Here is a 21,794-nt window from a genome sequence, read left to right as displayed (position 1 = left end):
GATGCGCGGACCGCTGGAAAGAGGCTGGAATCCCTGCTGTGCAGGCGTGATCGTCGCTCTCCGGAGTCGACCGATCACTGCGTCGGCCAGGTGAAGGAATACCCCTGCGATCGGGCCGTGGAACCGCTTGGCTAACCGCTGCGAAAGCATTTCCAGAAATGCATTTCCGTTTCATTGACCGGATTACTCGCCGCGTATTACGTTCCGTCCGCATCCGATTCCGCCCAGGAGGTCCGTCCATGCATGTTTCCAGCAGTTGGCGCGCGGTCGCGGTGACCGCGGCGCTCACCCTGGCAGGCTCCAGCCTGGCCGGCGCCCACTACGGCGGCGATCAGCCCGACGCCGACTGGGTGGGCACCTGGGCCACCGCGGTCACCCACGGCAACGCGTCCGGTTCGACCAACCTCGGCCTGACCGACCAGAGCGTCCGGCTGGTGGTGCGGCCGACCGTCGGCGGCGACCGGATCCGGATCCGGCTGTCGAACATCTATGGCGAGAAGACGGTCACCGTGGGCGCCGCGACCGTTGCCAAGCCCAACAAGGCGACCCCGGAGCTGTCCGACATCGACCCGGCCACCCTGCGGACGTTGACGTTCAACGGCGCCGGGACCGCGTCGATGGTCAAGGGCAGCGAGTTGCTCAGTGACCCGGTCAACCTGCGGCTCGGCAACCTCGACGACCTCGTCGTCAGCCTGTACTTCCCGGAGAACACCGGCCCGACGACGTTCCACGGCTCGTCGATCCAGGACAACTTCGTCGGCCCGTCGAACCTGGTCACCCAGCCCGGCGGTACGGCGTACACGCTGACCCGGCGCTGCTGCTGGTTCTTCCTGTCCGGCGTCGACGTGGAGACCGACAAGGCCGACGGATCGATCGTCGTCCTCGGCGACTCGATCACCGACGGCACCGCCAGCACGTTCAACGCCAACAACCGCTGGCCCGACCAGCTCGCCGAGCGCCTGATCGCGTCGGCCGGCAAGCGGGACAAGGTGCCGAGTGTGCTGAACGCCGGCCTGGCCGGCAGTCGGCTCAACCACGAGGGCAGCGAGCCGTCCGACAACGGCGCCTTCCCGGGCTTCAACGAGGTCGGTGTGAACTCGCTGGCCCGGCTGAACGAGGACGTGTTCGCGCAGACCGGCGTACGCACCGTCATCACCGAGCTGGGCGTCAACGACATCTGGATGTCCGACGACTCCGCGGCCGAGATCATCGGCGCGCTGCGGCAGGTGAACGCGCAGGTCAAGCAACGCGGGCTGCGCAGCCTGGTCACCACGATCACTCCGTTCGAGGGGATCGGCGGCACCGACAGCTGGACCCCGACGAAGGAGGCCACCCGGCAGGCGGTGAACAGCTACCTGCGGTCGAGCAAGGAGTTCGACGGCGTGCTGGACTTCGACCAGGTGCTGCGTGACCCGGCCGCGCCGAGCAAGCTGAACCCGGCCTACGACTCGGGTGACCACATCCACCCGAACGACGCCGGTTACCAGGCGATGGCGGCCTCGGTGCCGCTCAAACTGGTGCGCTGATCGTCATGCCTGCCCGGACCGCGAACGAACTTCTCGCCGCCCTCGGTTCCGAGCAAGGTCGCCGCGATCCGATGCCGCTCTTCGCCGAGCTGCATCGGATCGGCCCGGTCTGCCGCCTCGAACCGGGGAGTTCGCCGTACGCCGTTGTCGTCAACGGGTACGACGCCGCCCAGGAAGCACTCAAGGACACCAGGTTCCACCGGTTGCTGACCGCGGACCCGGACCCGCAGGCCTCGGTGCTGCGCCGGCTCGGCGGGTCGATGATGTTCCGCAACGAACCGGACCATCTGCGGATGCGCAAGGTCTTCCAGGCCGTACTGACACCGCGCCGGCTGGCCGGGTTCGAACCGGTCGTCGACGGCCTGGTCGCCGAGTTGCTCGACGACCTCGGCAAGGCCGGTGCGGATAGACAGCTGGTGGACTTCGTCGACTTCGCCTACCGGCTGCCGATCACGGTGATCGGGACGTTCCTCGGCATCCCGCGGTCCGACCTCGGCTGGTTCCGCGACCGGACCCAGCGGATCGACGAATACCTCGACCTGGGTGGCAAGGCGCCGGAGAAGCTGGCGGCCGCGAACCAGGCCGCCGACGAGCTCAACGCCTACTACGCACGGATGATCCGCGACCGACGGCTCCGGCCGCGCGACGACGACCGGGGCGGTGGGGTGGGGAAGGAATCAGACACAGTCGGATCGCTCGTGCATGCGCTTGATTCGGGGACGTCGGGGATCGACGAGCAGGAGCTGATCGACAACCTGCTGGTGCTGGTCAACGCGAGCTTCGTGACCACGATGAACCTGCTCACCAACGGCCTCGAACTACTGCTCGCCGAGCCACCACTCATCGACGCGCTGCGCGACGATCCGGGGCTGGCGTCGGACCATGTCGAGGAGATCCTGCGACACCAGAGCTCGGTGCAGCTGATCAGCCGGAAGGCGTCGACCGATCTCGAACTGGCCGGCGAACCGATCGCCGAGGGCAGTCTGGTCCTGATCCTGCCCGGCGCGGCGAACCGGGATCCGGCCAAACATCCGGACGCCGACACGTTCGATCCCGGCCGTGACGACCTTCAGCATCTGTCCTTCGGCGCCGGACCGTTCTACTGTGTCGGGGCCGCGCTGGCCCGGATGGAAGGGCGGGCCGCATTCGGGCAGTTGTTCCGCCGGTTCCCCGGACTGCGACTCGTGAGCGAGCCGGTGCGGAGCCGTAGCTTGCTGCTGCGTGGGCACGAGTCCATGCCGATCCGATTGGGGTGATCCGATGCCGCTGGACCCGCAGGTCGAGGCCATGCGTGCCGAACGCGAGGCCAACCAGGTTCCGCAGCTCTACACCCAGACGCTGGCCGAGGCCCGTGCCGCCGACCTCGAGTCCATCCAGGCCGCGGGCGGTGAGGTCGAAGCGGTTCACCACGTCGAGGACATCGCGACCGACGACGGTCTGCCGTTGCGCCTCTACCGGCCGGACCAGGCCGGCCCGCTGCCGACGTTGATCTACTTCTTCGGCGGCGGCTGGACGCTGGGCAGCATCGAGACCGCCGACGGAATCAGCCGCAAACTGGCCAATGCCGTTCCCTGTCAGGTGATCACGGTCGGCTATCGGCTCGCGCCGGAGCATCCGTTCCCGGCCGCGGTGCACGACTGCCACAACGCCACCCAATGGATCGCGGCGAACGCCAAGGAACTGCAGGTGGACGCGACCAGACTGGTCGTCGGCGGCGACAGTGCCGGCGGCAACCTGGCGGCCGCGACCACTTTGCTTGCCCGGGACAACGGTCCGGAACTGGCCGGCCAACTGCTGGTCTACCCGAACACGCTCTACGGCTCGGACACCATTTCGATGCGGGCCGGCGACGACCCGTACCTGTTCAACAAGACCTCGGTCGGCTGGTACTGGGATCACTACCTGACCGACTCCGCCGACGGTCTGGACCCGCTCGCCTCGCCGCTCCTGGCCGAGTCGCACGCGAATCTCCCGCCCGCGCTGGTGATCACGGCGGAGTACGACCCGCTGCGCGACGAGGGTGAGTACTACGCGGAGAAGTTGCACGCCGCCGACGTACCGACGACCCTCAGCCGGTACGACGGGATGGTGCACGGCTTCTTCGCGATGTCGGGCATCCTCGACGGCGGCAAGAAGGCGATGGAGGAGGCAGCCACCTGGCTGAGCGGAATCTTCGGCGATGACTGAGGTGTTGCGCGATGGCTGAGGTGGCCGGTGGCTGAGGCTCTCGCCGACTACGAGTCGCAGGCGGCGGCCGTCCTGCCGACCGCCGTCCGCGACTTTGTTGCCGGCGGCAGCGGTTCCGAGACGACGATGCGACTGAACCGCGCGGCCCTCGACTCGGTGACTCTCGTCCCGCGCGTGCTGGCCGGCGTCGACGAGCCCGACACCACAGGTTCGGTCCTCGGCTCCGAGCTCGCGATGCCGGTAGCAGTCGCGCCCATGGCGTATCAGCGCTTGCTCCATCCCGATGGTGAACTCCTGCTCGCGCGTGCGGCTGCCGAGGCCGGAATCCCCTACGTCATCAGCACGTTGAGCAGCTATCCGCTGGAGAAGATCGCGGCTGCGGCACCTTCCTGGTTCCAGCAGTACTGGCTGCGAGATCGCGCCCTGCTGACATCTCTGGTGCATCGCGCTGCGGAGGCTGGATGCACCGCGCTGATGGTGACGGTGGACGTCCCCGTGATGGGCCGTCGACTGCGGGACGTGCGGAATGCCTTCGCGCTCCCGGAGGATGTGGTCGCTGCGAACCTTGTCGACATAACGACAGACGCGCACGCGGCGGCGTCGGGAGTCTCCGCGCACACCGCGGCGGCCGGGGTTTCTGCGGTCGCTGCTCACACGGCCTCCGCCTTCGAACCCGCCGTGTCCTGGCGGGACCTGGAGTGGATTCGGCGGGAGAGCGAGCTTCCCCTGGTGGTGAAGGGGATTCTCGATCCGCGCGACGCCCGTCGGGCGGTGGACACGGGAGCGCAGGCCGTCGTGGTGTCGAACCACGGCGGTCGCCAGCTGGACGGTGCGATCGCGTCGATCGATGCCCTCGGCCCGGTTGTGGATGCGGTCGGCAACGATTGCGTCGTACTGCTGGACAGTGGCATCCGCAGTGGGACCGATGTCGTCAGAGCCCTTGCGTTGGGGGCGTCCGCAGTTATGGTCGGGCGACCGTTGCTGTGGGCATTGGCTGTGGAAGCTGTGGACGAAGCGCTTGGACTGCTCCGGCGAGAAGTGCGGGACGCGATGCTGCTGGCTGGTTGTGCCGACCTGGCCGCGGTGGCCGGGCTGACGACGGGGAGAGCGTGATGGCCGACCTGAGACTGACCGAGTTGCACGGTTCGCTGACGGACCGCGCGCTGAACTCGATGAACTTCCTCAACGAGGTCTCGCACCATTACCCGGATGCGATCTCACTCGCCGCCGGCCGTCCGACCGAGGAGTTCTTCGACCTCGCGGACCTGCACACCTACCTCGACCTGTTCGCCGATCACCTGCGTACGCAGGGGTACGACGAACCCGCCGTACGACGGACCATCTTCCAGTACGGCCGGACCAAGGGCATCGTGCACGACCTGGTCGCCCGCAACCTCGCCGTCGACGAGGACATCCACGTCGATCCCGAGGCGATCGTCATCACGGTCGGCTGCCAGGAGGCGATGGTCCTCACCCTGCGGGCCCTGCGGGCCGGCGCGACGGACGTGTTGCTCGCGATCTCCCCGACGTACGTCGGCATCACCGGTGCTGCTCGATTGCTCGACTTCCCCGTCGTACCGGTTGCCGAGGACGTCGATCTGGCCACGGTGGTGAAGGCGACCAGGGCCGACGGGTTGCGGCCGCGGGCGTGCTACGTGATGCCGGACTTCGCCAATCCGTCCGGGCTCAGTCTGGATCTGGAGTCCAGACGACGGCTGCTGGAGGTCGCCGCTGAGCAGGATCTGCTGCTGATCGAGGACAACCCGTACGGGCTGTTCCCGGCCGAGGGGGTCGATCGGGTGCCGACCCTGAAGGCCCTCGACACCGATCGGCGGGTCGTCTACCTCGGGTCGTTCGCCAAGACCGGGCTGCCCGGAGCGCGGGTCGGGTACGTCGTCGCCGACCAGACTGTCGAGGCTCCGGACGGAAGTTTCGGAGTCCTCGCCGACGAGCTGTCGAAGATCAAGAGCATGGTCACCGTGAACACCTCGCCGGTCGCGCAGGCCGTGATCGGCGGCAAGCTGCTCGCGAACGACTTCAGCCTGGTCGCCGCGAACCGGCGCGAGCGCGAGATCTACGCCGCCAACCTGCGCGCGATCACTGACGGTCTGGCCGCTCGCTTCCCCCACGGAGAGGTCAGCTGGACGATCCCGTCCGGCGGCTTCTTCGTGGTCGTCACCGTGCCGTTCCCGGTCGACGACGTACTGCTGGAGACGTCCGCCCACGAGTACGGCGTGCTCTGGACGCCGATGAGCCACTTCTACGACGCCGGCCCGCCGATCCACGCCCTCCGACTGTCCTGCAGCGCGGTCACCACGGCGCAGATCGACGCCGCCCTCAACCGCCTGGCCGCCCTGATCGCCGACCAGCTCCCGTAACTGGTCCTCTTGGCCGGGGCGAAACTGGATCTGTAGGGCAGACCGGTCCGCTCCTACCGTCGAAACATGACCACCATCTGCGAAGTCTCCACCGTCACCGCACCCACGGCTCCCCGCCTGCTGACGGGCCAGTTCGGCCGCCTGTTGTTCACGGTCTTCGGCTCCGCGCTGAGCATGTACCTGCTCACCTCGGTGGTCCCGCTGTACCTGGCCGCCAGCGGCTCCGGCGGCATCGGCGCCGGGTTGTCCACCGGCGCGATGATGCTGTCCGCGGTGGGCGTCGAGTTGCTCGTCCCCAGGATGCTGGCCCGCTGGGGCTACCAGGTCGTCCTCGGGCTCGGGCTGATCCTGCTGGGTGCGCCGTCCCTGGTCCTGCTGGCCACCGCGTCGCTTCCGCTCGTGCTCGCGGTCTGTGTCGTCCGCGGCGCCGGCCTGGCGATCCTGGTCGTCGGCGCGGTCGCACTGATCGCCGAGGTGACCCCGGCGCACCGGCGCGGTGAGGCGTTCGGCATCTACGGCGTGGTCGTCGGCCTGCCGGCCGCGATCGGCCTTCCGCTCGGCGTCTACCTGACCTCCGTGGTCGGCTTCGACGCTCTGTTCGTCTTCGCGGCCGTGGCGGCGCTGGTAGGTCTCGTCGCCCTCGGCGGGATGCCCAGGCAGCCCAGCGTCGAGGAGCAGCACGTCAAGGTGCTCGGCGGTCTGCGGGGGAGCGGCCTACTGATGCCGACGTTCGTGTTCGCCGCGGTCACCGTCGCCGCCGGGATCAGCGTCACCTTCCTGCCCCTGGCGGTTGCCGAGGACAAGCAGTCACTGGTGGCCGCAGCCCTGCTGATGCAGGCGATCACGGCACCCGGCGCCCGCTGGCTGGCCGGCCGGTACGGCGATCGCGTCGGCCCGGCGAAGCTGCTGCCGGCGGCGTTGATCCTCGCCGCACTCGGCGCCGCGGCCTTGATCCTGATCGGCAGCGCCGTCGCCATCGTGGTCGGCTCGACCCTGTTCGGTATCGGCTTCGGCGCCGCACAGAACCTCACCCTGTCGCTGATGTACAACCGCGTCCCCAGGTCCCGCTACGGCCAGGTCAGCGCCCTGTGGAATCTGGCGTACGACGGTGGCTGGGGCGTCGGCGCCATCGTCTTCGGCGCGATCGTCGCCGGCACCGGCTACTCGGTGGCCTTCGGCCTGACCGCCGTGGTCGTCGCCGCAGCGATCGTCCCGGCAGTTCAGAGCTTGCGCAACCGGACGTAGCGGACGGTGTGGTCGGCGCCCTTGCGGAGGACGAGGGTGGCCCGGGAGCGGGTGGGGAGGATGTTCTCCCGCAGGTTCGGCCCGTTGATGCCGTCCCAGAGCGACTCCGCCTTCTTGACCGCCTCGTCCCGGCTCAGCTCGCCGTACCGGACGAAGTACGACTCCGGGTTGCGGAACGCGGTCTCCCACAGTTTGAGGAAGCGGTGCACGTACCAGGACCGGATGTCGTCGGCGCCGGCGTCGACGTACACGGAGAAGTCGAAGAAGTCGCTGACGGCCAGGCCGCTCTTGCCGTCCGCGTGCCGGGGGGCGGGCTGGAGCACGTTCAGACCCTCGAGCAGCAGGATGTCCGGCTGCTCGACGGTGGTCCGGACCCCGGGCATCCGGTCGTAGTGCAGGTGTGAGTAGACCGGCGCCTCGACCGTGTCCATCCCGGACTTCACCTCGACCACGAAGCGCAGCAGCGACTTGCGGTCGTACGACTCCGGGAACCCTTTGCGCATCATCAGGTTCCGGCGTTCCAGCTCGGCGTTCGGCCAGAGGAAGCCGTCGGTGGTGACGAGCGCGACCCGCGGGTGCTCGGGCCAGCGGGCCAGCAGTTCGCGCAGCAGGCGGGCGGTGGTGGACTTGCCGACAGCGACCGATCCGCCGATGCCGATCACGAACGGCGTCCGGGTCGCGGCCGGCTTGCCGAGGAAGCTCTCGGTGTCGGCGTGCAGGGCCCGGGCGTGCCGGACGTACAGCGAGAGGATCCGCGACAGCGGCAGGTAGACCTCGCGGACCTCGTTCATGTCGATCTCGTCGCCGAGACCGCGCAGCCGTTCGATCTCCTCGGCGGTCAGCGGGGACACGGTCGTCTCGGCGAGTTGCGCCCAGGCGGCCCGGTCCAGCTCGGTGTAGGGAGTCACCTCCCGTGTCGGCTGCAGCATGAGCCCATTCTTCCCACGCCGGAGTACGCCGACCCACCCCGGGCGGGCGTGGCTTACGTCTCAACTACCTTCATCGGACCGTCTGGAAACCGCTTGCTCGACCTATTGACGGTGTGTTGGGGCGTGCGTACGGTGTGTCCCACATTAAGTGTCGAAGGTTTCAACGAAACTTTCGAGCCTCTCGGAAACGGGAGGTGGACAGACTCGGTGAGGAGGCAGCGGGCGTGCACAACCGCCGCGTAGAGGTGCGTCACCACCGCAGTCTCTGGACCGATGTGAAACGGGACTGGCGGCTGTACGCGCTGCTGGCGCTGCCGATCGCGTACTTCGTGGTCTTCAAGTACCTGCCGATGGCCGGCAACATCATCGCGTTCCGGCGCTTCGTGCCCGGCGGGTCGATGTTCGGCGAGCAGTGGGTGGGGCTGCGCTACATCCGGATGTTCATCGAGGACCCGACCTTCTGGCAGGTGTTCCGCAACACCGTCGTGCTGGGCGGACTGAGTCTGCTGTTCACCTTCCCGATCCCGATCGCGCTGGCGCTGCTGCTGAACGAGTTGCGCGGGCAGCGGTTCAAGAAGTTCGTCCAGACCGTGTCCTACCTGCCGCACTTCATCTCGGTGGTGATCGTGGCCGGGATGATCCTGCAACTGGTCTCGCTGCACGGCACGATCAACCAGGTGCTGAAGGCAACGACCGGCAGTACGGTGAACTTCATCCAGGACGCGGACTGGTTCCGGGCCATCTACGTCTCCTCCGACGTCTGGCAGACGGCCGGCTGGGGCACCATCCTCTACCTGGCCGCACTCACGCAGATCGACGACACCTTGTACGAGGTGGCCAGGATCGACGGTGCCAACCGGTGGAAACAGACCTGGCACATCACGCTGCCCGGGATCGCACCGGCCATCGTGACGTTGCTGATCCTGAACATCGGCTCGTTCCTGTCGGTCGGGTTCGAGAAGATCCTGCTCTACAACCCGTTGACCTACGAGACGGCCGACGTGATCTCGACGTACCTGTACCGGGTCGGCCTGGTGTCGAACAACTTCTCCTACGCGACCGCGATCGGTCTGTTCGAGGCAGTGGTCGGCCTGGCGTTGGTCTTCGGCGCGAACGCGATCTCGCGCCGCGTACTGGGAGCGGGACTGTGGTGAAGCAGACGATCGGAATCAAGGACAGCACCGGCTACCGGGTCTTCCAGGTCTTCAACGTCGCCGTTCTGCTACTGGTCGTCGTCCTGACGCTGTATCCGTTCGTGAACATCGTCGCCCAGTCGTTCAGCAGCGAGTCCGCGATCAGTGCCGGCAGGGTCAACCTGTTCCCGGTCGGGTTCGACACCTCGACGTACCAGGTCGTGATGAACGACTCGATGTTCTGGCGCAACTACGGCAACACCGTCCTCTACACCGTGGTCGCGACCGCGATCTCGCTGGTGCTGACCACGTGTATGGCGTACGTGCTGTCGAAGAAGCACCTGCGCGGCCGGACGTTCATCGTCGGGTTCGTCGTGTTCACGATGTTCTTCAACGGCGGGCTGATCCCCAACTACGTGCTGATCTCCCAGCTGGGGCTGAAGAACACGCTGTGGGCGGTGGTACTGCCGAACGCGATCAGCGTGTTCAACCTGCTGGTGATGAAGGCCTTCTTCGAGAACATGCCGCCGGAGCTGGAAGAGGCGGCGATGATCGACGGGCTGACCACGTTCGGCATCCTGCTGCGGATCGTGCTGCCGCTGAGCAAGGCGATCCTCGCGACGATGATGCTGTTCTACGCGGTGGCGAACTGGAACGCCTGGTTCGGCGCCTTCCTCTATCTCGACGACAAGTCGCAGTTCCCGGTCACCATCTACCTGCGGAACATGATCGCCGGCGCGACGTCCGGCACCTCGGCCGGCGCGACCGGCGACGATCTCACCCAGATCGCGGCCAGCATCAAGGCGGTGACGATGGTGCTCACCGTCCTGCCCATCCTCTGCGTCTACCCGTTCGTCCAGCGGTACTTCGTCACCGGCGTGATGCTCGGCTCCGTCAAGGGCTGAGTACGCCGGGCCGCCCTGTGAAAGGAAGTCAGAATGATCAGCTTGAGAAGGGCGGGGGTCGCCGTCGCCCTGGTGACCGCGCTCGCTCTGTCCGCGTGCAGTGGCGGCTCCTCCGGCGACGAGAAGGCCGACACCTCCAAGAACCGCACCGGTGCGATGGACAACTACTCGGTCGGCACTCAGTTCAAGGCCAGTGAGCCGGTGTCGTTCTCGGTGCTGTACAACGACCCGCCGACGTACCCGTACAAGAAGGACTGGCTGCTGTGGAAGGCGTTGGCCGAGCAGACGAACGTCACGCTGCAGCCGACCGTCGTACCGCTGAGCGACTACGAGCAGAAGCGGTCGCTGCTGGTGGCCGCGGGTGACGCGCCGCTGATCATCCCGAAGACGTATCCGGGACAGGAGTCGGCGTACGTGTCGTCCGGCGCGATCCTGCCGGTCAGCGACTACCTCGACCTGATGCCGAACTTCCAGGCCAAGGTCAAGCAGTGGAAGCTCGAGCCGGAGATCGACACGCTGCGCCAGCAGGACGGCAAGTTCTACCTGCTGCCCGGTCTGCACGAGGAACTCTGGCCGGACTACACGCTGAACATCCGGGCCGACATCTTCAAGCAGCAGGGCATCCCGGTGCCGAAGACGTGGGACGAGCTGGCCACCGCGCTGGCGAAGCTGAAGCAGGCCTACCCGGACAAGACCCCGTTCTCGGATCGCTACCAGGGCAAGAACCTGCTCAACCAGCTGGCCACGGCCTACGGTACGGCGGCCGGGTGGGGCTACGGCGACGGTGCCAAGTGGGACCAGGGGGCCGGCCAGTTCCAGGCCGCGGCCGCGATGCCGCAGTACCACGACATGGTTGCCTACCTCAACAAACTGGTGGCGGACAAGCTGCTGGACCCGGAGACCTTCACCCAGCAGGACGACCCGGCGATCCAGAAGTTCGTCACCGGGCAGTCGTTCGTGATCAGCGGCAACTCGCAGGAGATCACCAGCTACCGCAAGACCATGGACAGCACGCTCGGCAAGGGCAAGTACGAGGTCGCCCGCATCCTGGTCCCCGGCGGACCGGCCGGTCAGGTGATGGGTGGGTCCCGGCTGGAGAACGGCATCATGATCAACGCGAAGGCGAAGGACCAGCCGAACTTCGTCGCGATGATGCAGTTCGTCGACTGGCTCTGGTACTCGGACGCCGGCCAGCTGTTCACCAAGTGGGGTGTCGAGGGGACGACGTACCAGCTGAAGGACGGGAAGCCCGCGCTGCTGCCGGGGATCGACTACAACGGTCTGAACCCCGGTGCCGGGAAGAAGGATCTGCGCAAGGACTTCGGCTTCTCCGGTGGCGTCTTCGCGTACGGCGGGACGACCCAGCTGCTGCATTCGATGATGGTGCCCGCGGAGCTGAAGTGGCAGGAGGAGATGGCGGCGACGCACAAGCCGGTCCCGGTGGCACCGCCGTACCCGTTGAGTGATGCCGACCGGGAGCAGTCGACGCTGCTGAACACGCCGCTGACCGACTTCGTCAACCAGCAGACGTTGAAGTTCGTGCTCGGACAGCGGCCGATGAACCAGTGGGACGCCTTCGTCCAGGAGCTCAACGGCAAGGGCGCGGACAAGTACCTGAAAATGGTCAACGACGCGCACACCGCCTACGAGAAGGACCACGGCGGTAAGTGATGTCGACGCTCTCGACCGGCTTCGTCGACGGCAGGCTCTACCGGACGTGCATGTTCGTCTACCAGTTGCTGGTGATCGAGGCGTGTCTGGTGGTCGCCTTGCTGCCGACGGCCTTGTCGGTCGTCTTGCTCGAGCCGGATCCCCGCAACGCGCTGTTGTTCGCGGTTGCGGTGATCCCGGCCGGGCCGGCTCTGGTCGCGGGCCTGTACGCCGTACGACGGATGGAGCAGTCGCCGGTGCGGGACTTCGTGCGCGGTTATCGGTTGAGCTGGCTGGACGTGGTGAAGTTGTGGGCGCCCGCGGCGGTTGTGATCAGCGTGCTCAGCGCCGACTGGCTGGTGATCGTGGCGTTGGTGGCATTGTGGCTCGTCAACGTGCTGGTGATCACGGCCCGGTTCTCCTTCCGGGTTCGTGACACCGCGCGACTGTCGGCGTACTACCTGGGCGCGCAGTGGCGCTGCACGCTCAACCTGATCCTGCTCGGGGCTGGGTTCGTCTTCCTGGTGACGCTCACGTCCGACTGGGTCGCGGTGTTCCTGCTGTCGCCGGTGCTCTGTCTGCTGGCCCGAATCACGCGGCCGTTGGTCGCCGATGTCGAGAGGCGGTTCGTGTGACGATCTGGTTCGGTGGCGACTACAACCCCGAGCAGTGGCCGGCCGACGTCTGGGCGGAGGACGCGCGTCTCTTCGACCTCGCCGGGATCAACACCGCAACGGTCGGGGTCTTCTCCTGGGGCCTGTTGCAGCCGTCCGAGGACGTGTACGACTTCAGCGTTCTCGACCGGATCACCGCATCGCTGTCCGACCGGAACGTCATCCTGGCAACAGCGACCGGGGCTCACCCGGCCTGGCTGGCGCGCAAGTATCCGGAGGTCACCCGGGTCGACTTCGAGGGCCGCAAGCACGTGTACGGCGCTCGCCACAACCACTGTCCGTCGAGTCCGGTCTTCCAGCGGCTGTCCGTCGACCTGGCCGGCCGCATCGCCGAGCGGTACGCCGACCTGCCCAACCTGGTCGCCTGGCACGTCGGCAACGAGTACGGCGGCTCCTGCTACTGCGCGAACTGCACAGCGGCCTTCCGCGTCTGGCTGCAGGCGCGCTACGGCACGTTGGAGGCGCTGAATCACGCCTGGTGTACGACGTTCTGGAGCCACACCTTCTACGACTGGGAGGAGATCGTCGCCCCGTCCGCGTTGAGCGAGCACTGGCGCGGGCCGAACCACACGGCGTTCCAAGGGATCACGCTCGACTACCTGCGGTTCATGTCGGACGCGATGCTGGAGAACTTCAAGGCCGAGAAGGCTGCCATCCGGCAGCACAGCGACATTCCGGTCACCACCAACTTCATGGGCTTCTACCGGCCGCTGGACTACTTCCGCTGGGCCGAGCACCTCGATGTCATCTCGTGGGACAACTACCCGCCGGACGATCGGTCGGCGCCGCGGATGGCGCTGACGCACGACCTGATGCGCGGGCTCAAGGGTGGGCAGTCGTTCTGGCTGATGGAGCAGACGCCGTCGACGACCGCCTGCCGGGATGTGAACCCGGTCAAGCGGCCGGGCGTCATGCGGCTGTGGAGCTATCAGGCGCTGGCGCATGGCTCCGACACGGTGCTGTTCTTCCAGCTGCGAGCGTCCCGCGGTGCGTCCGAGAAGTACCACGGCGCGGTGATCAACCATGCCTCACGGTCCGACACTCGGGTGTTCCAAGAGGTCGCCGCGCTGGGCGCCGAGTTGCCGTTGTTGGCCGATGTCGTCGGCGCCGAGACGCGCAGCAAGGTCGCGCTCATGATCGACTGGAACAGCTGGTGGGCGGTCGAGATCTCCGACGGCCCGTCGCGTCACGTCTCCTATGTCCGTACGGCGATCGCCTGGTACGCCGCCGTCCAACGGCTGGATGTGGACGTCGACGTCGTACCGGTGGATGCCGACGTCTCGTCGTACGACGTGGTTCTGGCACCGCTGCTGCACATGGTCCCGGATGGGCTCGGAGACCGGCTGGAATCGTTCGTTCTGCAGGGCGGAACATTGGTGACCGGTGTGCTGTCCGGGCGGGTGGATGTGGATGACAACGCCTTCCTGACCGACGTTCCGGGGCCGTTGGCCCGGATCCTCGGCGTTCGGGTGGATGAGACCGATGCGCAGGAGCCGTCGGTGGTGAACCCGGTGCAGCTGGACGGCGTGACGGTCGAGGGATCGCTCGTCTTCGACCTGGTCATTCCCGAAGGCGCCGAGGTGGTGGGCACCTACACGTCGGACTTCTATGCGGGGACGGCGGCCGTGACGCGTCACCGGTTCGGCACGGGCCACGCGTGGTATGTCGGGACCATGCTGGACGCTGCCGGTCTGGACGCCGTACTGGGTTCGGTGATCGAAGAGGCTGGGTTGACCGGGTCGTATGCGAGGATCGACGGCGTCGAGGCGACGCGGCGGTACAAGGACGGTCAGCGGTATCTCTTCCTGCTGAACCACGGGGACCGGGAGGTGCGGGTGGCGGCCGACGTTGTGGGAACTGATCTGCTCACCGGTGTGACGGTCGAGGCCGGCGAGAAGCTGGTGCTCCCGGCAACCGGTGTGGTGGTGTTGCGGTCGGATGACGTTTGACCCCTGCTGGCTCGGTGGCCAACGGTTGCCCGAGGTCACCGTCCATGCCTCGGGTGCGCTGGCGCAGACGATCCGGGCCGAGCTCCGGCAGACGCGCCGGGTCCGTCACGACGTAGAGGTTGCCCTGTGCACCCTTGGGCGGCTCGAGGAGACACCCTTGGCCGCCTGGGTCGAGCAGGCGTTGCCGGCCGACGGGCTGGGTGACGAAGGCTTCGTGGTGGTGCGACGAGGCAACCAGTTGGTCGTCGCCGCCGAGGTCGGTCGCGGGCTGCTGTACGGGTACTTCTACCTGCTCCGGTACTTCGAGTGGATGACCGGCGACTTCACCGTGGTCGAGCGGCCGGCGGTCCCGGTCCGGATGCTGGCGCACTGGGACAACCTGGTCCCGCATCCGGTGATGGGCGCGGTCGAGCGCGGGTACTCCGGTGGATCGATCTTCTTCCGCGACGGCCGGGTGGTTCAGGACCTGACTCGGGTCCGCGCGTACGCCCGGCTGCTGGCGTCGATCGGTATCAACGCGGTGGTCGTCAACAACGGCAACGTGCACGCAGCCGAGACGCGGTTGATCAGTGATCACTTGTCCGACGTGGCCCGGCTGGCCGCGGTGTTTCGCGAGTACGGGATCACGATCTACCTGTCGGTGAACTTCGCGGCCCCGATCGAGCTCGGCGATCTCGACACGGCCGATCCGCTGGACGAACGGGTGGCCCGGTGGTGGTCGGCCACGGTCGGCCGGGTGTACGACGCCGTACCGGATCTCAGCGGGTTCGTGGTCAAGGCGGACTCGGAGAACCGGCCGGGTCCGGCCGCGTACGGGCGACACCACGCGGACGGGGCGAACATGCTCGCGCGGGCGCTGGCGCCGTACCAGGGAACTGTCTACTGGCGGTGCTTCGTCTACGACAATGCTCAGGACTGGCGTGATCGGACGACGGATCGGGCCCGGGCGGCGTACGACCACTTCATCCCGCTGGACGGGTTGTTCGACGACAACGTCGTCCTGCAGATCAAGCACGGGCCGCTGGACTTCCAGGTGCGCGAGGCGATGTCGCCGTTGCTGGGGGAGTTGCAGGAGACGCGCTTCGCGCTGGAGTTGCAGGTGACGCAGGAGTACACCGGTCAGCAGCAGGACCTGTGCTACCTCGGGCCCTGGTGGCGGGAGATCCTGCAGTTCGACACGACCGGTGCCGGCGGGCCGACCCTTGCCGACCGCACCAAGGCGATCGTTGCCGTCTCCAACGTCGGCGACGACCCGAACTGGACCGGTCACAAGCTTGCGCAGAGCAACCTCTATGCGTACGGCCGGCTCGCGTGGGATCCGGCCGCGGACCCGGTCAGCCTGCTGCACGAGTGGGCCGCGGCGACGTTCGCGATGGACGACCGGACCCGGGCCGAGCTGGTCTCGATCATGGCGGATTCGTGGCGCACCTACGAGCGCTACACCGCACCGCTCGGTGTCGGCTTCATGGTCACGCCCGGTACGCACTACGGTCCGAGCGTCAACGGATACGAGTACTCCGCGTGGGGGACGTATCACTTCGCGGACCGCCACGGCGTCGGTGTCGACCGGACCGTCGCGACCGGCTCAGGCTTCACCGGCCAGTACCCGGAGCCGCTCGCCAGCCGCTACGAGAACGTCTACACCTGCCCGGACGAACTCCTGCTGTTCTTCCACCACGTGCCCTACGACCACGTCCTCCAGAACGGCCGCACAGTCCTCCAGTACATCTACGACACCCACTTCCAGGGCTACGAAGAAGTCGAGTCCATGCTCATCCGCTGGAAGGCCATCGCCGACCGCTTCGACCCGGGAACGCGTGACAACATCACCACCCGCCTCGAGGGTCAACTCCACAACGCCCGCGAGTGGCGCGACCAGGTCAACACCTACTTCTACCGCCTCAGCGGCGTCCCGGATGCCGCCGGCCGCATCATCTACCGGTAGGCGCGGCTGCCACACCGGAGGGTGCGGGTGTGGTCGACGGTGCGGACCTTGCCGGTGAGGGTTACGGGGAGGGTGGCTTGGATGTCGGCGCTGGATTTGGCCAGGCGGAGGTTGAGGGCGCCGGGTTCGACGATGCGCGTGCCGGTGCGGTCGGCGAACGAGGTGAGGTCGGCGTGGACAGTGAACTCGACGGTGCGGGACTCGCCGGCGGGGATGTCGACGCGGTGGTAGCCGATCAGGCGGTTGACCGGACGGGTCACGCGGGCGACCGGGTCGTTCAGGTAGAGCTGGACGACCTCGGTGCCGTCGGTCGCGCCGGTGTTGTGGACGGTGACCTGGAGGGTGACCGTCCCGTCGGTCGGCATGGTGTCGCGGTCCGCGGTGGCGTCGGTCCAGTCGAAGGTCGTGTACGACGTTCCGTGGCCGAACGGGAAGAGTGCGGTCGGGTCGACCGACGAGACCTTGTTGAGGCCGGCCAGCGGTTGGTGGAGGTACGTGCCAGGCTGCGCGCCCTCGCTCCGCGGCAGGCTGACGGGCAGTCGGCCGGACGGGTTGACCGCGCCGGTGAGGACGCGGGCCAACGCCGGCCCACCCTCCTGACCCGGGAAGAACGCCTGCACGATCGCCGCGGTGCGTTCCGCGAATCGGCCGAGCGCGTACGGGCGCCCGGACAGCAGTACGACGACTACCGGCGTACCCGTGTCGAGAACCGCGTCGAGCAGATCCGCCTGGCGCCCGGGCAGGACCAGGGTCTCGACATCACAGCCCTCGCCGGAGGTGCCGCGGCCGAAGAGACCGGCGCGGTCGCCGAGAGCAACGATTGCCACATCCGCCTCGGCGGCCGCGGTGATCGCCTCCTCGAAACCGTCGTCGGAGCCGTCGTCGACACCGCAACCCTCGGCCGTCTTCAGGTCGATGCCCTGCGCAACCAGCGCCTCGGAGAGGGTGCGGATCGGGACGCCGTCGTCGGTGCCGGGGTAGCGGGGCGCGATGTGGATCGGGAACGTATAGCAGCCGAGCATCGCGTGGGCGTCCATGCCGCGCGGTCCGACCAGCGCGACCTTCTTGCCGGGGACGACCGGCAGGACGCCGTCGTTCGCGACCAGCACGATCGACTCCTCGGCCAGCCGCGCCGCGATCTCCCGGTTGGCCGGGCTGTCCAGCTCGATCGGTCCGTCCGGCTCGACCTTGACCTCGGGATCGAGCAGGCCGAGATCACACTTCTGCCGCAACACCCGCCGGACGGCGCGATCGACGTACGAGACGTCGAGCCGGCCCTCCTCGACCTCGGCGATCAGGGCGTCGCCATAGGTGTGCACGGTCGGCAGCTCGACGTCGATGCCGGCCTTCAGCGCCAGCGCGGCCGCCTCGCCGTCGGTGCCGGCGACCTGGTGCAGCGAGCGCAGGAACGCGATCGCGAAGTAGTCCGCTACGACGGTCCCGTCGAAGCCCCACTCGTCTCGCAGCAGCGTGGTCAGCAGCTCGGGGTCGGCGGCGACCGGTACGCCGTCGATCTCGGCGTACGAGTTCATCACAGTGCGGACGCCGCCTTCGACGACAGCCATCTCGAACGGCGGCAGGATCACGTCCGCGAGTTCGTGCCGGCCCATCGATACCGGCGCGAGGTTGCGGCCGGCGCGGGAGGCGGAGTACCCGGCGAAGTGCTTCAGGGTGGCGTGGACGCCGCCGTCCTGCAGGCCGCGGACGTACGCCGTACCGATCGTGCCGACCAGGTACGGGTCCTCGCCGATCGTTTCCTCGGTCCGGCCCCAGCGGTAGTCGCGGGTGACGTCGAGGACCGGGGCGAGGCCGAGGTGAGTGCCGGCCGACCGCATGTCCTTGCCGATGTGCCGGGCCATGGTCTCGACGAGCTCGGGGTCGAACGTGGCGCCCCAGGCCAGCGGGGTCGGGTAGATGGTCGCGCCGTACGCGGCGAAACCGGTCAGGCATTCGTCGTGCGCGACCGCGGGGATGCCGAAGCGGTTGGCGGCCATGATCTGCCGCTGGGCCGCGGCCAGCGACCGGGCGCCGGTGGCCGGATCGACCGGCCGGGTGCCGAACGGGCGGGTGAGCTGGCCGAGGCCGTCCTGGATCACCTCGGCCCAGACCGGCGGGTCGCTGCTCATGTCGTGCTGGTACGGCGCGACGTCCTCGCCGCTGTCGCCGGCACCGACCCAGAGGCCGGCCAGCTGGGACACCTTCTCCCGCAGGGTCAGCGCGGCCACCAAGGCCTCGACCCGATCGTCCGGGGGTGCGGTGGTGTCGTGCCAGGCGGTCAAGCGAACTCCTCGAAAGTTTCGGGACCAGTTACGATACCTGCGAAGAGGTTAGCTTGTATTGTGCTGATTGCACAGCCTCGATGACGGTGGAGGTACGTCGTGGGTCAGCGGATGACCATTTCGAAAATTGCGGAGCAGGCCGGGGTCTCGGTGCCCACCGTGTCCAAGGTGCTGAACGGCCGCGCCGATGTCGCCGAGGAGACCCGGGCGAAGATCGAGAGCATCATCCAGGAGCACGGCTACCGGCGCCGCACCACCAGTACGGCGAGCAGCCCGATGATCGACCTGGTGTTCCACGAGATCGGCGGCGCCTGGGCGGTCGAGCTGATCCGCGGCGTCGAGGAAGTGGTTCGCGCCGAGGGTGTCGAGCTGGTGCTGTCCGAGTGCGGCGGCGCCCGGCGGCCGCGACAGGAGTGGATCGAGTCCGTCCTGCTCCGGCGTCCGCTCGGCGTGATCATGGTGTTCTCCGACCTCGATGCCGACCAGCGGGCGCAGCTGGAGGCGCGGCGGATCCCGTTCGTGGTGGTCGACCCGGTCGGTGACGAGGGCGACGACGTACCGTCCATCGGCTCGGCCAACTGGAACGGCGGCCGGATGGCGACGCTGCACCTGCGCAAACTCGGGCACACCCGGATCGGGATGATCGGCGGGCCGGTGGAGACGTTGTGCTCGCGGATGCGCGTCGACGGGTACACGGACGCGCTGCGCTCGACCGGGGTCGCAATCGATCCTTCGTTGATCCGCGCGGCCGAGTTCGAGGTGAGCAGCGGGCATCGGGAGGCGCTGGCGCTGCTGAGCATGCCGGACCGCCCGACCGCGATCTTTGCCGGCAGCGACCTGCAGGCGCTGGGGGTCTACCAGGCGGCGCGCGAGCTCGGGCTGGAGATCCCTCGGGACCTGTCGGTGGTCGGGTACGACGATCTGCCGGTGGCGCAGTGGGTCAGCCCGACGCTGACCACCGTCCATCAGCCGCTGCGCCAGATGGCCGAGTTGGCGACCCGGATGGTCCTCGACCTGGCCCGCGGCACCACGCCGGCAGCCTTGCGGATGGACCTCGCCGTGGACATGCGTATCCGCCAATCAACGGCAGGCCCCGCGAGCTGACTCCCCTTCCGCGCCGCCCGCGGCGCGTGCTCTTTCCTGGTCTTTCCAAGGGGGCAGCTAGGGTGAGGAACATGATCGTCGGCGTGGGTATCGATGTGGTCGACGTGGAGCGGTTCATGAAGACTCTCGAGCGCACACCTGGTCTGCGGGATCGCGTCTTCACGTCCGCCGAAGCGGTCAAACCACCGGCGTCCCTGGCGGCCCGGTTCGCCGCGAAGGAAGCACTGGCCAAGGCCCTCGGCGCACCGGCCGGTATGCACTGGCACGACGCCGAGGTGCAGACCGACGAGACCGGCCGGCCATGGCTGGAGATCACCGGCACGGTCGCCGACCAGGCCGCCCGGCTGGGCGTCCAGAGCCTGCATCTGTCCCTGAGTCACGACGCCGGTATCGCGTCCGCCGTCGTCATCCTGGAGGGCTGACATGCGCCGCGCGCACACTGTCGAGCAGGTCCGCGCAGCCGAGGCCGACCTGATGGCGCGGCTCCCCGAGGGGACCCTGATGCAACGCGCCGCCACCGGCCTCGCGGTTGCCATCAGCAACTTCCTCGGGCGCACGTACGGCGCCCGCGTCGTCCTGCTGATCGGCTCCGGCGACAACGGCGGCGACGCCCTGTACGCCGGGGTCCGCCTGGCCCGTCGCGGTGCACTCGTGACCGCCGTACTGCTCTCCGACAAAGCACACACCGCGGGGCTGGACGCGCTGCTGTCCGTTGGCGGTCGCATCGGGTCCGCCGACGACATCGCTGACGCCGACGTGGTCGTGGACGGCATCGTCGGTATCGGCGGCCGCCCCGGTCTCCGTCCGGATGCGCTGGCCGCCGTCGAGTTGGCCGGCCAGTTCGCCGTACCGATCGTTGCCGTCGACACGCCGTCCGGTGTCGACGTCGACACCGGCGAGACCCCGGAGCCGCACGTCCACGCCGCCCTCACGGTCACCTTCGGTACCCACAAGATCTGCCACCTGATCGACCCCGCCGCCACCGCGTGCGGCCCGGTCCACCTGGTCGACATCGGCCTCGACCTCCCGCCCGCCGCGGTCGAGTCGCTGCAGGCATCCGACGTACGCGAGCTGTACCCCGTCCCGTACGGCGAGTCCGACAAGTACTCCCGCGGCGTACTCGGTCTGATGGCCGGCTCAGCGCAGTACCCGGGCGCTGCCGTCATCGCCACGGCCGGCGCACTCGGCGGTCCGCTGGGCATGGTCCGGTACGTCGGTCCGGACGCGGTGGCGGCCGAAGTCCGGGCGGCCCATCCGGAGATCGTTGCCGGCGAGGGACGCGTGCAGGCGTGGGCCGTGGGGTCCGGCCTGGGCGACGAGCTCGATGTCGACCGAGTCCGCGACCTGCTTGACGCGGAGGAGCCGATCGTCCTCGACGCGGATGGTCTCCGGGCGCTCGAGGATTCCGGCGACCACACCGGCGTACTGGCGACACCGCACGCGGGGGAGCTGGCCCGCCTGCTCGGCGTCGACCGCGCCACCGTCGAGGCCAAGCGCCTCGAGCACGCCCGCCTGGCCGCCGAACGCTTCGACGCCACCGTCCTCCTGAAAGGCTCCACCACGGTCATCGCGGCTCCCGACCGGCATGTCCGCGTCAACACCAACGCCACCCCCTGGCTGGCCACCGCCGGCGCGGGCGACGTCCTGGCCGGCATCTGCGGCGCTCTCCTGGCCGCAGGCCTCACCGCCCTGGACGCGGCCAGCGTCGGCGCCTACCTCCACGCCGCCGCAGCCAACCTGGCCTCCGCCTCCGGCCCCATCACCGCCCTCTCCGTCGCCGCCGCCCTCCCCGAGGCCACCCGCCAGATCCTGGGCTGAGGCGCGCGGTAAGCGGTTGCGCGGATCCGGGGCGGCGGATAGGACTGAGGGTGCTGGTGCCTCCGCCGCCCT

17 protein-coding genes are annotated in these 21,794 nt (G+C 68.2%); 15 read left to right on the top strand and 2 right to left on the bottom strand.

All coding sequences use genetic code 11. The features are described from left to right. The first annotated feature begins 239 nt into the window (after nt 1-239). The 6 genes from ACGFIF_RS17525 (at nt 240) to ACGFIF_RS17500 (ending at nt 7,336) form a co-directional block, all read left to right on the top strand. A complete protein-coding gene (locus ACGFIF_RS17525; RefSeq protein ID WP_393155579.1) occupies nt 240-1,526 on the top strand; it encodes an SGNH/GDSL hydrolase family protein in 1,287 nt (428 codons plus the stop codon). A gap of 5 nt (nt 1,527-1,531) precedes the next feature. Then, nucleotides 1,532-2,782, top strand: coding sequence for a cytochrome P450 (locus ACGFIF_RS17520; RefSeq protein WP_393155578.1), 1,251 nt, complete (start codon nt 1,532-1,534; stop codon nt 2,780-2,782). A 4-nt stretch (nt 2,783-2,786) separates the two neighbouring features. Continuing rightward, the gene (locus ACGFIF_RS17515; RefSeq protein ID WP_393155576.1) at nt 2,787-3,713 is read left to right on the top strand and encodes an alpha/beta hydrolase; all 927 of its coding nucleotides are present in this window, start codon (nt 2,787-2,789) and stop codon (nt 3,711-3,713) included. A gap of 27 nt (nt 3,714-3,740) precedes the next feature. Continuing rightward, nucleotides 3,741-4,826, top strand: a complete 1,086-nt coding sequence (locus tag ACGFIF_RS17510) for an alpha-hydroxy acid oxidase (RefSeq protein WP_393155574.1) — start codon at nt 3,741-3,743, stop codon at nt 4,824-4,826. Continuing rightward, entirely contained in the window at nt 4,826-6,091 is a 1,266-nt protein-coding gene (locus ACGFIF_RS17505) for a PLP-dependent aminotransferase family protein (protein ID WP_393155572.1), read from the top strand. Before ACGFIF_RS17510 ends, ACGFIF_RS17505 begins: the two co-directional genes overlap by 1 nt. Nucleotides 6,092-6,157: 66 nt before the next feature. After that, complete coding sequence (locus ACGFIF_RS17500) at nt 6,158-7,336, top strand: MFS transporter (protein WP_393155571.1); 1,179 nt, start codon at nt 6,158-6,160, stop codon at nt 7,334-7,336. Here ACGFIF_RS17500 and coaA read toward each other — a convergent pair. Then, the gene (gene coaA, locus ACGFIF_RS17495) at nt 7,312-8,265 is read right to left on the bottom strand and encodes a type I pantothenate kinase (RefSeq protein ID WP_393155570.1); all 954 of its coding nucleotides are present in this window, start codon (nt 8,263-8,265) and stop codon (nt 7,312-7,314) included. The two genes, ACGFIF_RS17500 and coaA, sit on opposite strands and share 25 nt — an antisense overlap. A gap of 224 nt (nt 8,266-8,489) precedes the next feature. Between coaA and ACGFIF_RS17490 the strand changes: the two genes are divergently transcribed. Genes ACGFIF_RS17490 through ACGFIF_RS17465 form a run of 6 tightly spaced genes read left to right on the top strand, consistent with a single transcriptional unit; the run spans nt 8,490 to nt 16,521 of the window. Beyond that, nucleotides 8,490-9,419 (top strand): ABC transporter permease, encoded by a 930-nt coding sequence (locus ACGFIF_RS17490; RefSeq protein ID WP_393155569.1) that lies wholly within the window; start codon nt 8,490-8,492, stop codon nt 9,417-9,419. Then, nucleotides 9,416-10,303: a carbohydrate ABC transporter permease gene (locus ACGFIF_RS17485; RefSeq protein ID WP_393155567.1), complete on the top strand. Its 888-nt coding sequence runs from the start codon at nt 9,416-9,418 to the stop codon at nt 10,301-10,303. Before ACGFIF_RS17490 ends, ACGFIF_RS17485 begins: the two co-directional genes overlap by 4 nt. 33 nt (nt 10,304-10,336) lie before the next feature. Continuing rightward, on the top strand, nt 10,337-11,974 hold the full coding sequence (locus tag ACGFIF_RS17480; protein ID WP_393155565.1) for an extracellular solute-binding protein: 1,638 nt from the start codon (nt 10,337-10,339) through the stop codon (nt 11,972-11,974). Further along, a complete protein-coding gene (locus ACGFIF_RS17475; RefSeq protein WP_393155563.1) occupies nt 11,974-12,588 on the top strand; it encodes a hypothetical protein in 615 nt (204 codons plus the stop codon). The genes ACGFIF_RS17480 and ACGFIF_RS17475 overlap by 1 nt, the downstream gene beginning before the upstream one ends. Next, entirely contained in the window at nt 12,585-14,576 is a 1,992-nt protein-coding gene (locus ACGFIF_RS17470; protein ID WP_393155561.1) for a beta-galactosidase, read from the top strand. The genes ACGFIF_RS17475 and ACGFIF_RS17470 overlap by 4 nt, the downstream gene beginning before the upstream one ends. Then, a complete protein-coding gene (locus tag ACGFIF_RS17465; RefSeq protein ID WP_393155560.1) occupies nt 14,566-16,521 on the top strand; it encodes an alpha-glucuronidase in 1,956 nt (651 codons plus the stop codon). The genes ACGFIF_RS17470 and ACGFIF_RS17465 overlap by 11 nt, the downstream gene beginning before the upstream one ends. On the opposite strand, the gene ACGFIF_RS17460 is transcribed toward ACGFIF_RS17465, so the two are convergent. After that, the gene (locus ACGFIF_RS17460; protein ID WP_393155559.1) at nt 16,512-18,800 is read right to left on the bottom strand and encodes a beta-glucosidase; all 2,289 of its coding nucleotides are present in this window, start codon (nt 18,798-18,800) and stop codon (nt 16,512-16,514) included. The genes ACGFIF_RS17465 and ACGFIF_RS17460 overlap by 10 nt on opposite strands. Nucleotides 18,801-18,911: 111 nt before the next feature. On the opposite strand from ACGFIF_RS17460, the gene ACGFIF_RS17455 reads away from it, so the two are divergent. The 3 genes from ACGFIF_RS17455 (at nt 18,912) to ACGFIF_RS17445 (ending at nt 21,722) form a co-directional block, all read left to right on the top strand. Further along, nucleotides 18,912-19,904: a LacI family DNA-binding transcriptional regulator gene (locus ACGFIF_RS17455; RefSeq protein WP_393155558.1), complete on the top strand. Its 993-nt coding sequence runs from the start codon at nt 18,912-18,914 to the stop codon at nt 19,902-19,904. 71 nt (nt 19,905-19,975) lie between these two features. Continuing rightward, complete coding sequence (locus ACGFIF_RS17450) at nt 19,976-20,326, top strand: holo-ACP synthase (RefSeq protein WP_393155556.1); 351 nt, start codon at nt 19,976-19,978, stop codon at nt 20,324-20,326. Between the two features lies 1 nt (nt 20,327). Then, nucleotides 20,328-21,722, top strand: a complete 1,395-nt coding sequence (locus ACGFIF_RS17445) for an NAD(P)H-hydrate dehydratase (protein ID WP_393155555.1) — start codon at nt 20,328-20,330, stop codon at nt 21,720-21,722. Nucleotides 21,723-21,794: the final 72 nt, after the last annotated feature.

Source organism: Kribbella sp. NPDC049174 (genome assembly GCF_043197365.1).
GTDB lineage: Bacteria > Actinomycetota > Actinomycetes > Propionibacteriales > Kribbellaceae > Kribbella.
The sequence above is the reverse complement of the archived record's forward strand: the minus strand, read 5'-3'. Positions and strand labels throughout refer to the sequence as shown.

What these genes read in the sequence shown, in the direction of transcription:
- ACGFIF_RS17525 (WP_393155579.1), top strand. Translation starts at nt 240, where the DNA reads ATGCATGTTTCCAGCAGTTGGCGCGCGGTCGCGGTGACCGCGGCGCTC.
- ACGFIF_RS17520 (WP_393155578.1), top strand. Translation starts at nt 1,532, where the DNA reads ATGCCTGCCCGGACCGCGAACGAACTTCTCGCCGCCCTCGGTTCCGAG.
- ACGFIF_RS17515 (WP_393155576.1), top strand. Translation starts at nt 2,787, where the DNA reads ATGCCGCTGGACCCGCAGGTCGAGGCCATGCGTGCCGAACGCGAGGCC.
- ACGFIF_RS17505 (WP_393155572.1), top strand. Translation starts at nt 4,826, where the DNA reads ATGGCCGACCTGAGACTGACCGAGTTGCACGGTTCGCTGACGGACCGC.
- ACGFIF_RS17500 (WP_393155571.1), top strand. Translation starts at nt 6,158, where the DNA reads ATGACCACCATCTGCGAAGTCTCCACCGTCACCGCACCCACGGCTCCC.
- coaA (WP_393155570.1), bottom strand. Translation starts at nt 8,265, where the DNA reads ATGCTGCAGCCGACACGGGAGGTGACTCCCTACACCGAGCTGGACCGG.
- ACGFIF_RS17480 (WP_393155565.1), top strand. Translation starts at nt 10,337, where the DNA reads ATGATCAGCTTGAGAAGGGCGGGGGTCGCCGTCGCCCTGGTGACCGCG.
- ACGFIF_RS17475 (WP_393155563.1), top strand. Translation starts at nt 11,974, where the DNA reads ATGTCGACGCTCTCGACCGGCTTCGTCGACGGCAGGCTCTACCGGACG.
- ACGFIF_RS17465 (WP_393155560.1), top strand. Translation starts at nt 14,566, where the DNA reads ATGACGTTTGACCCCTGCTGGCTCGGTGGCCAACGGTTGCCCGAGGTC.
- ACGFIF_RS17455 (WP_393155558.1), top strand. Translation starts at nt 18,912, where the DNA reads ATGACCATTTCGAAAATTGCGGAGCAGGCCGGGGTCTCGGTGCCCACC.
- ACGFIF_RS17450 (WP_393155556.1), top strand. Translation starts at nt 19,976, where the DNA reads ATGATCGTCGGCGTGGGTATCGATGTGGTCGACGTGGAGCGGTTCATG.
- ACGFIF_RS17445 (WP_393155555.1), top strand. Translation starts at nt 20,328, where the DNA reads ATGCGCCGCGCGCACACTGTCGAGCAGGTCCGCGCAGCCGAGGCCGAC.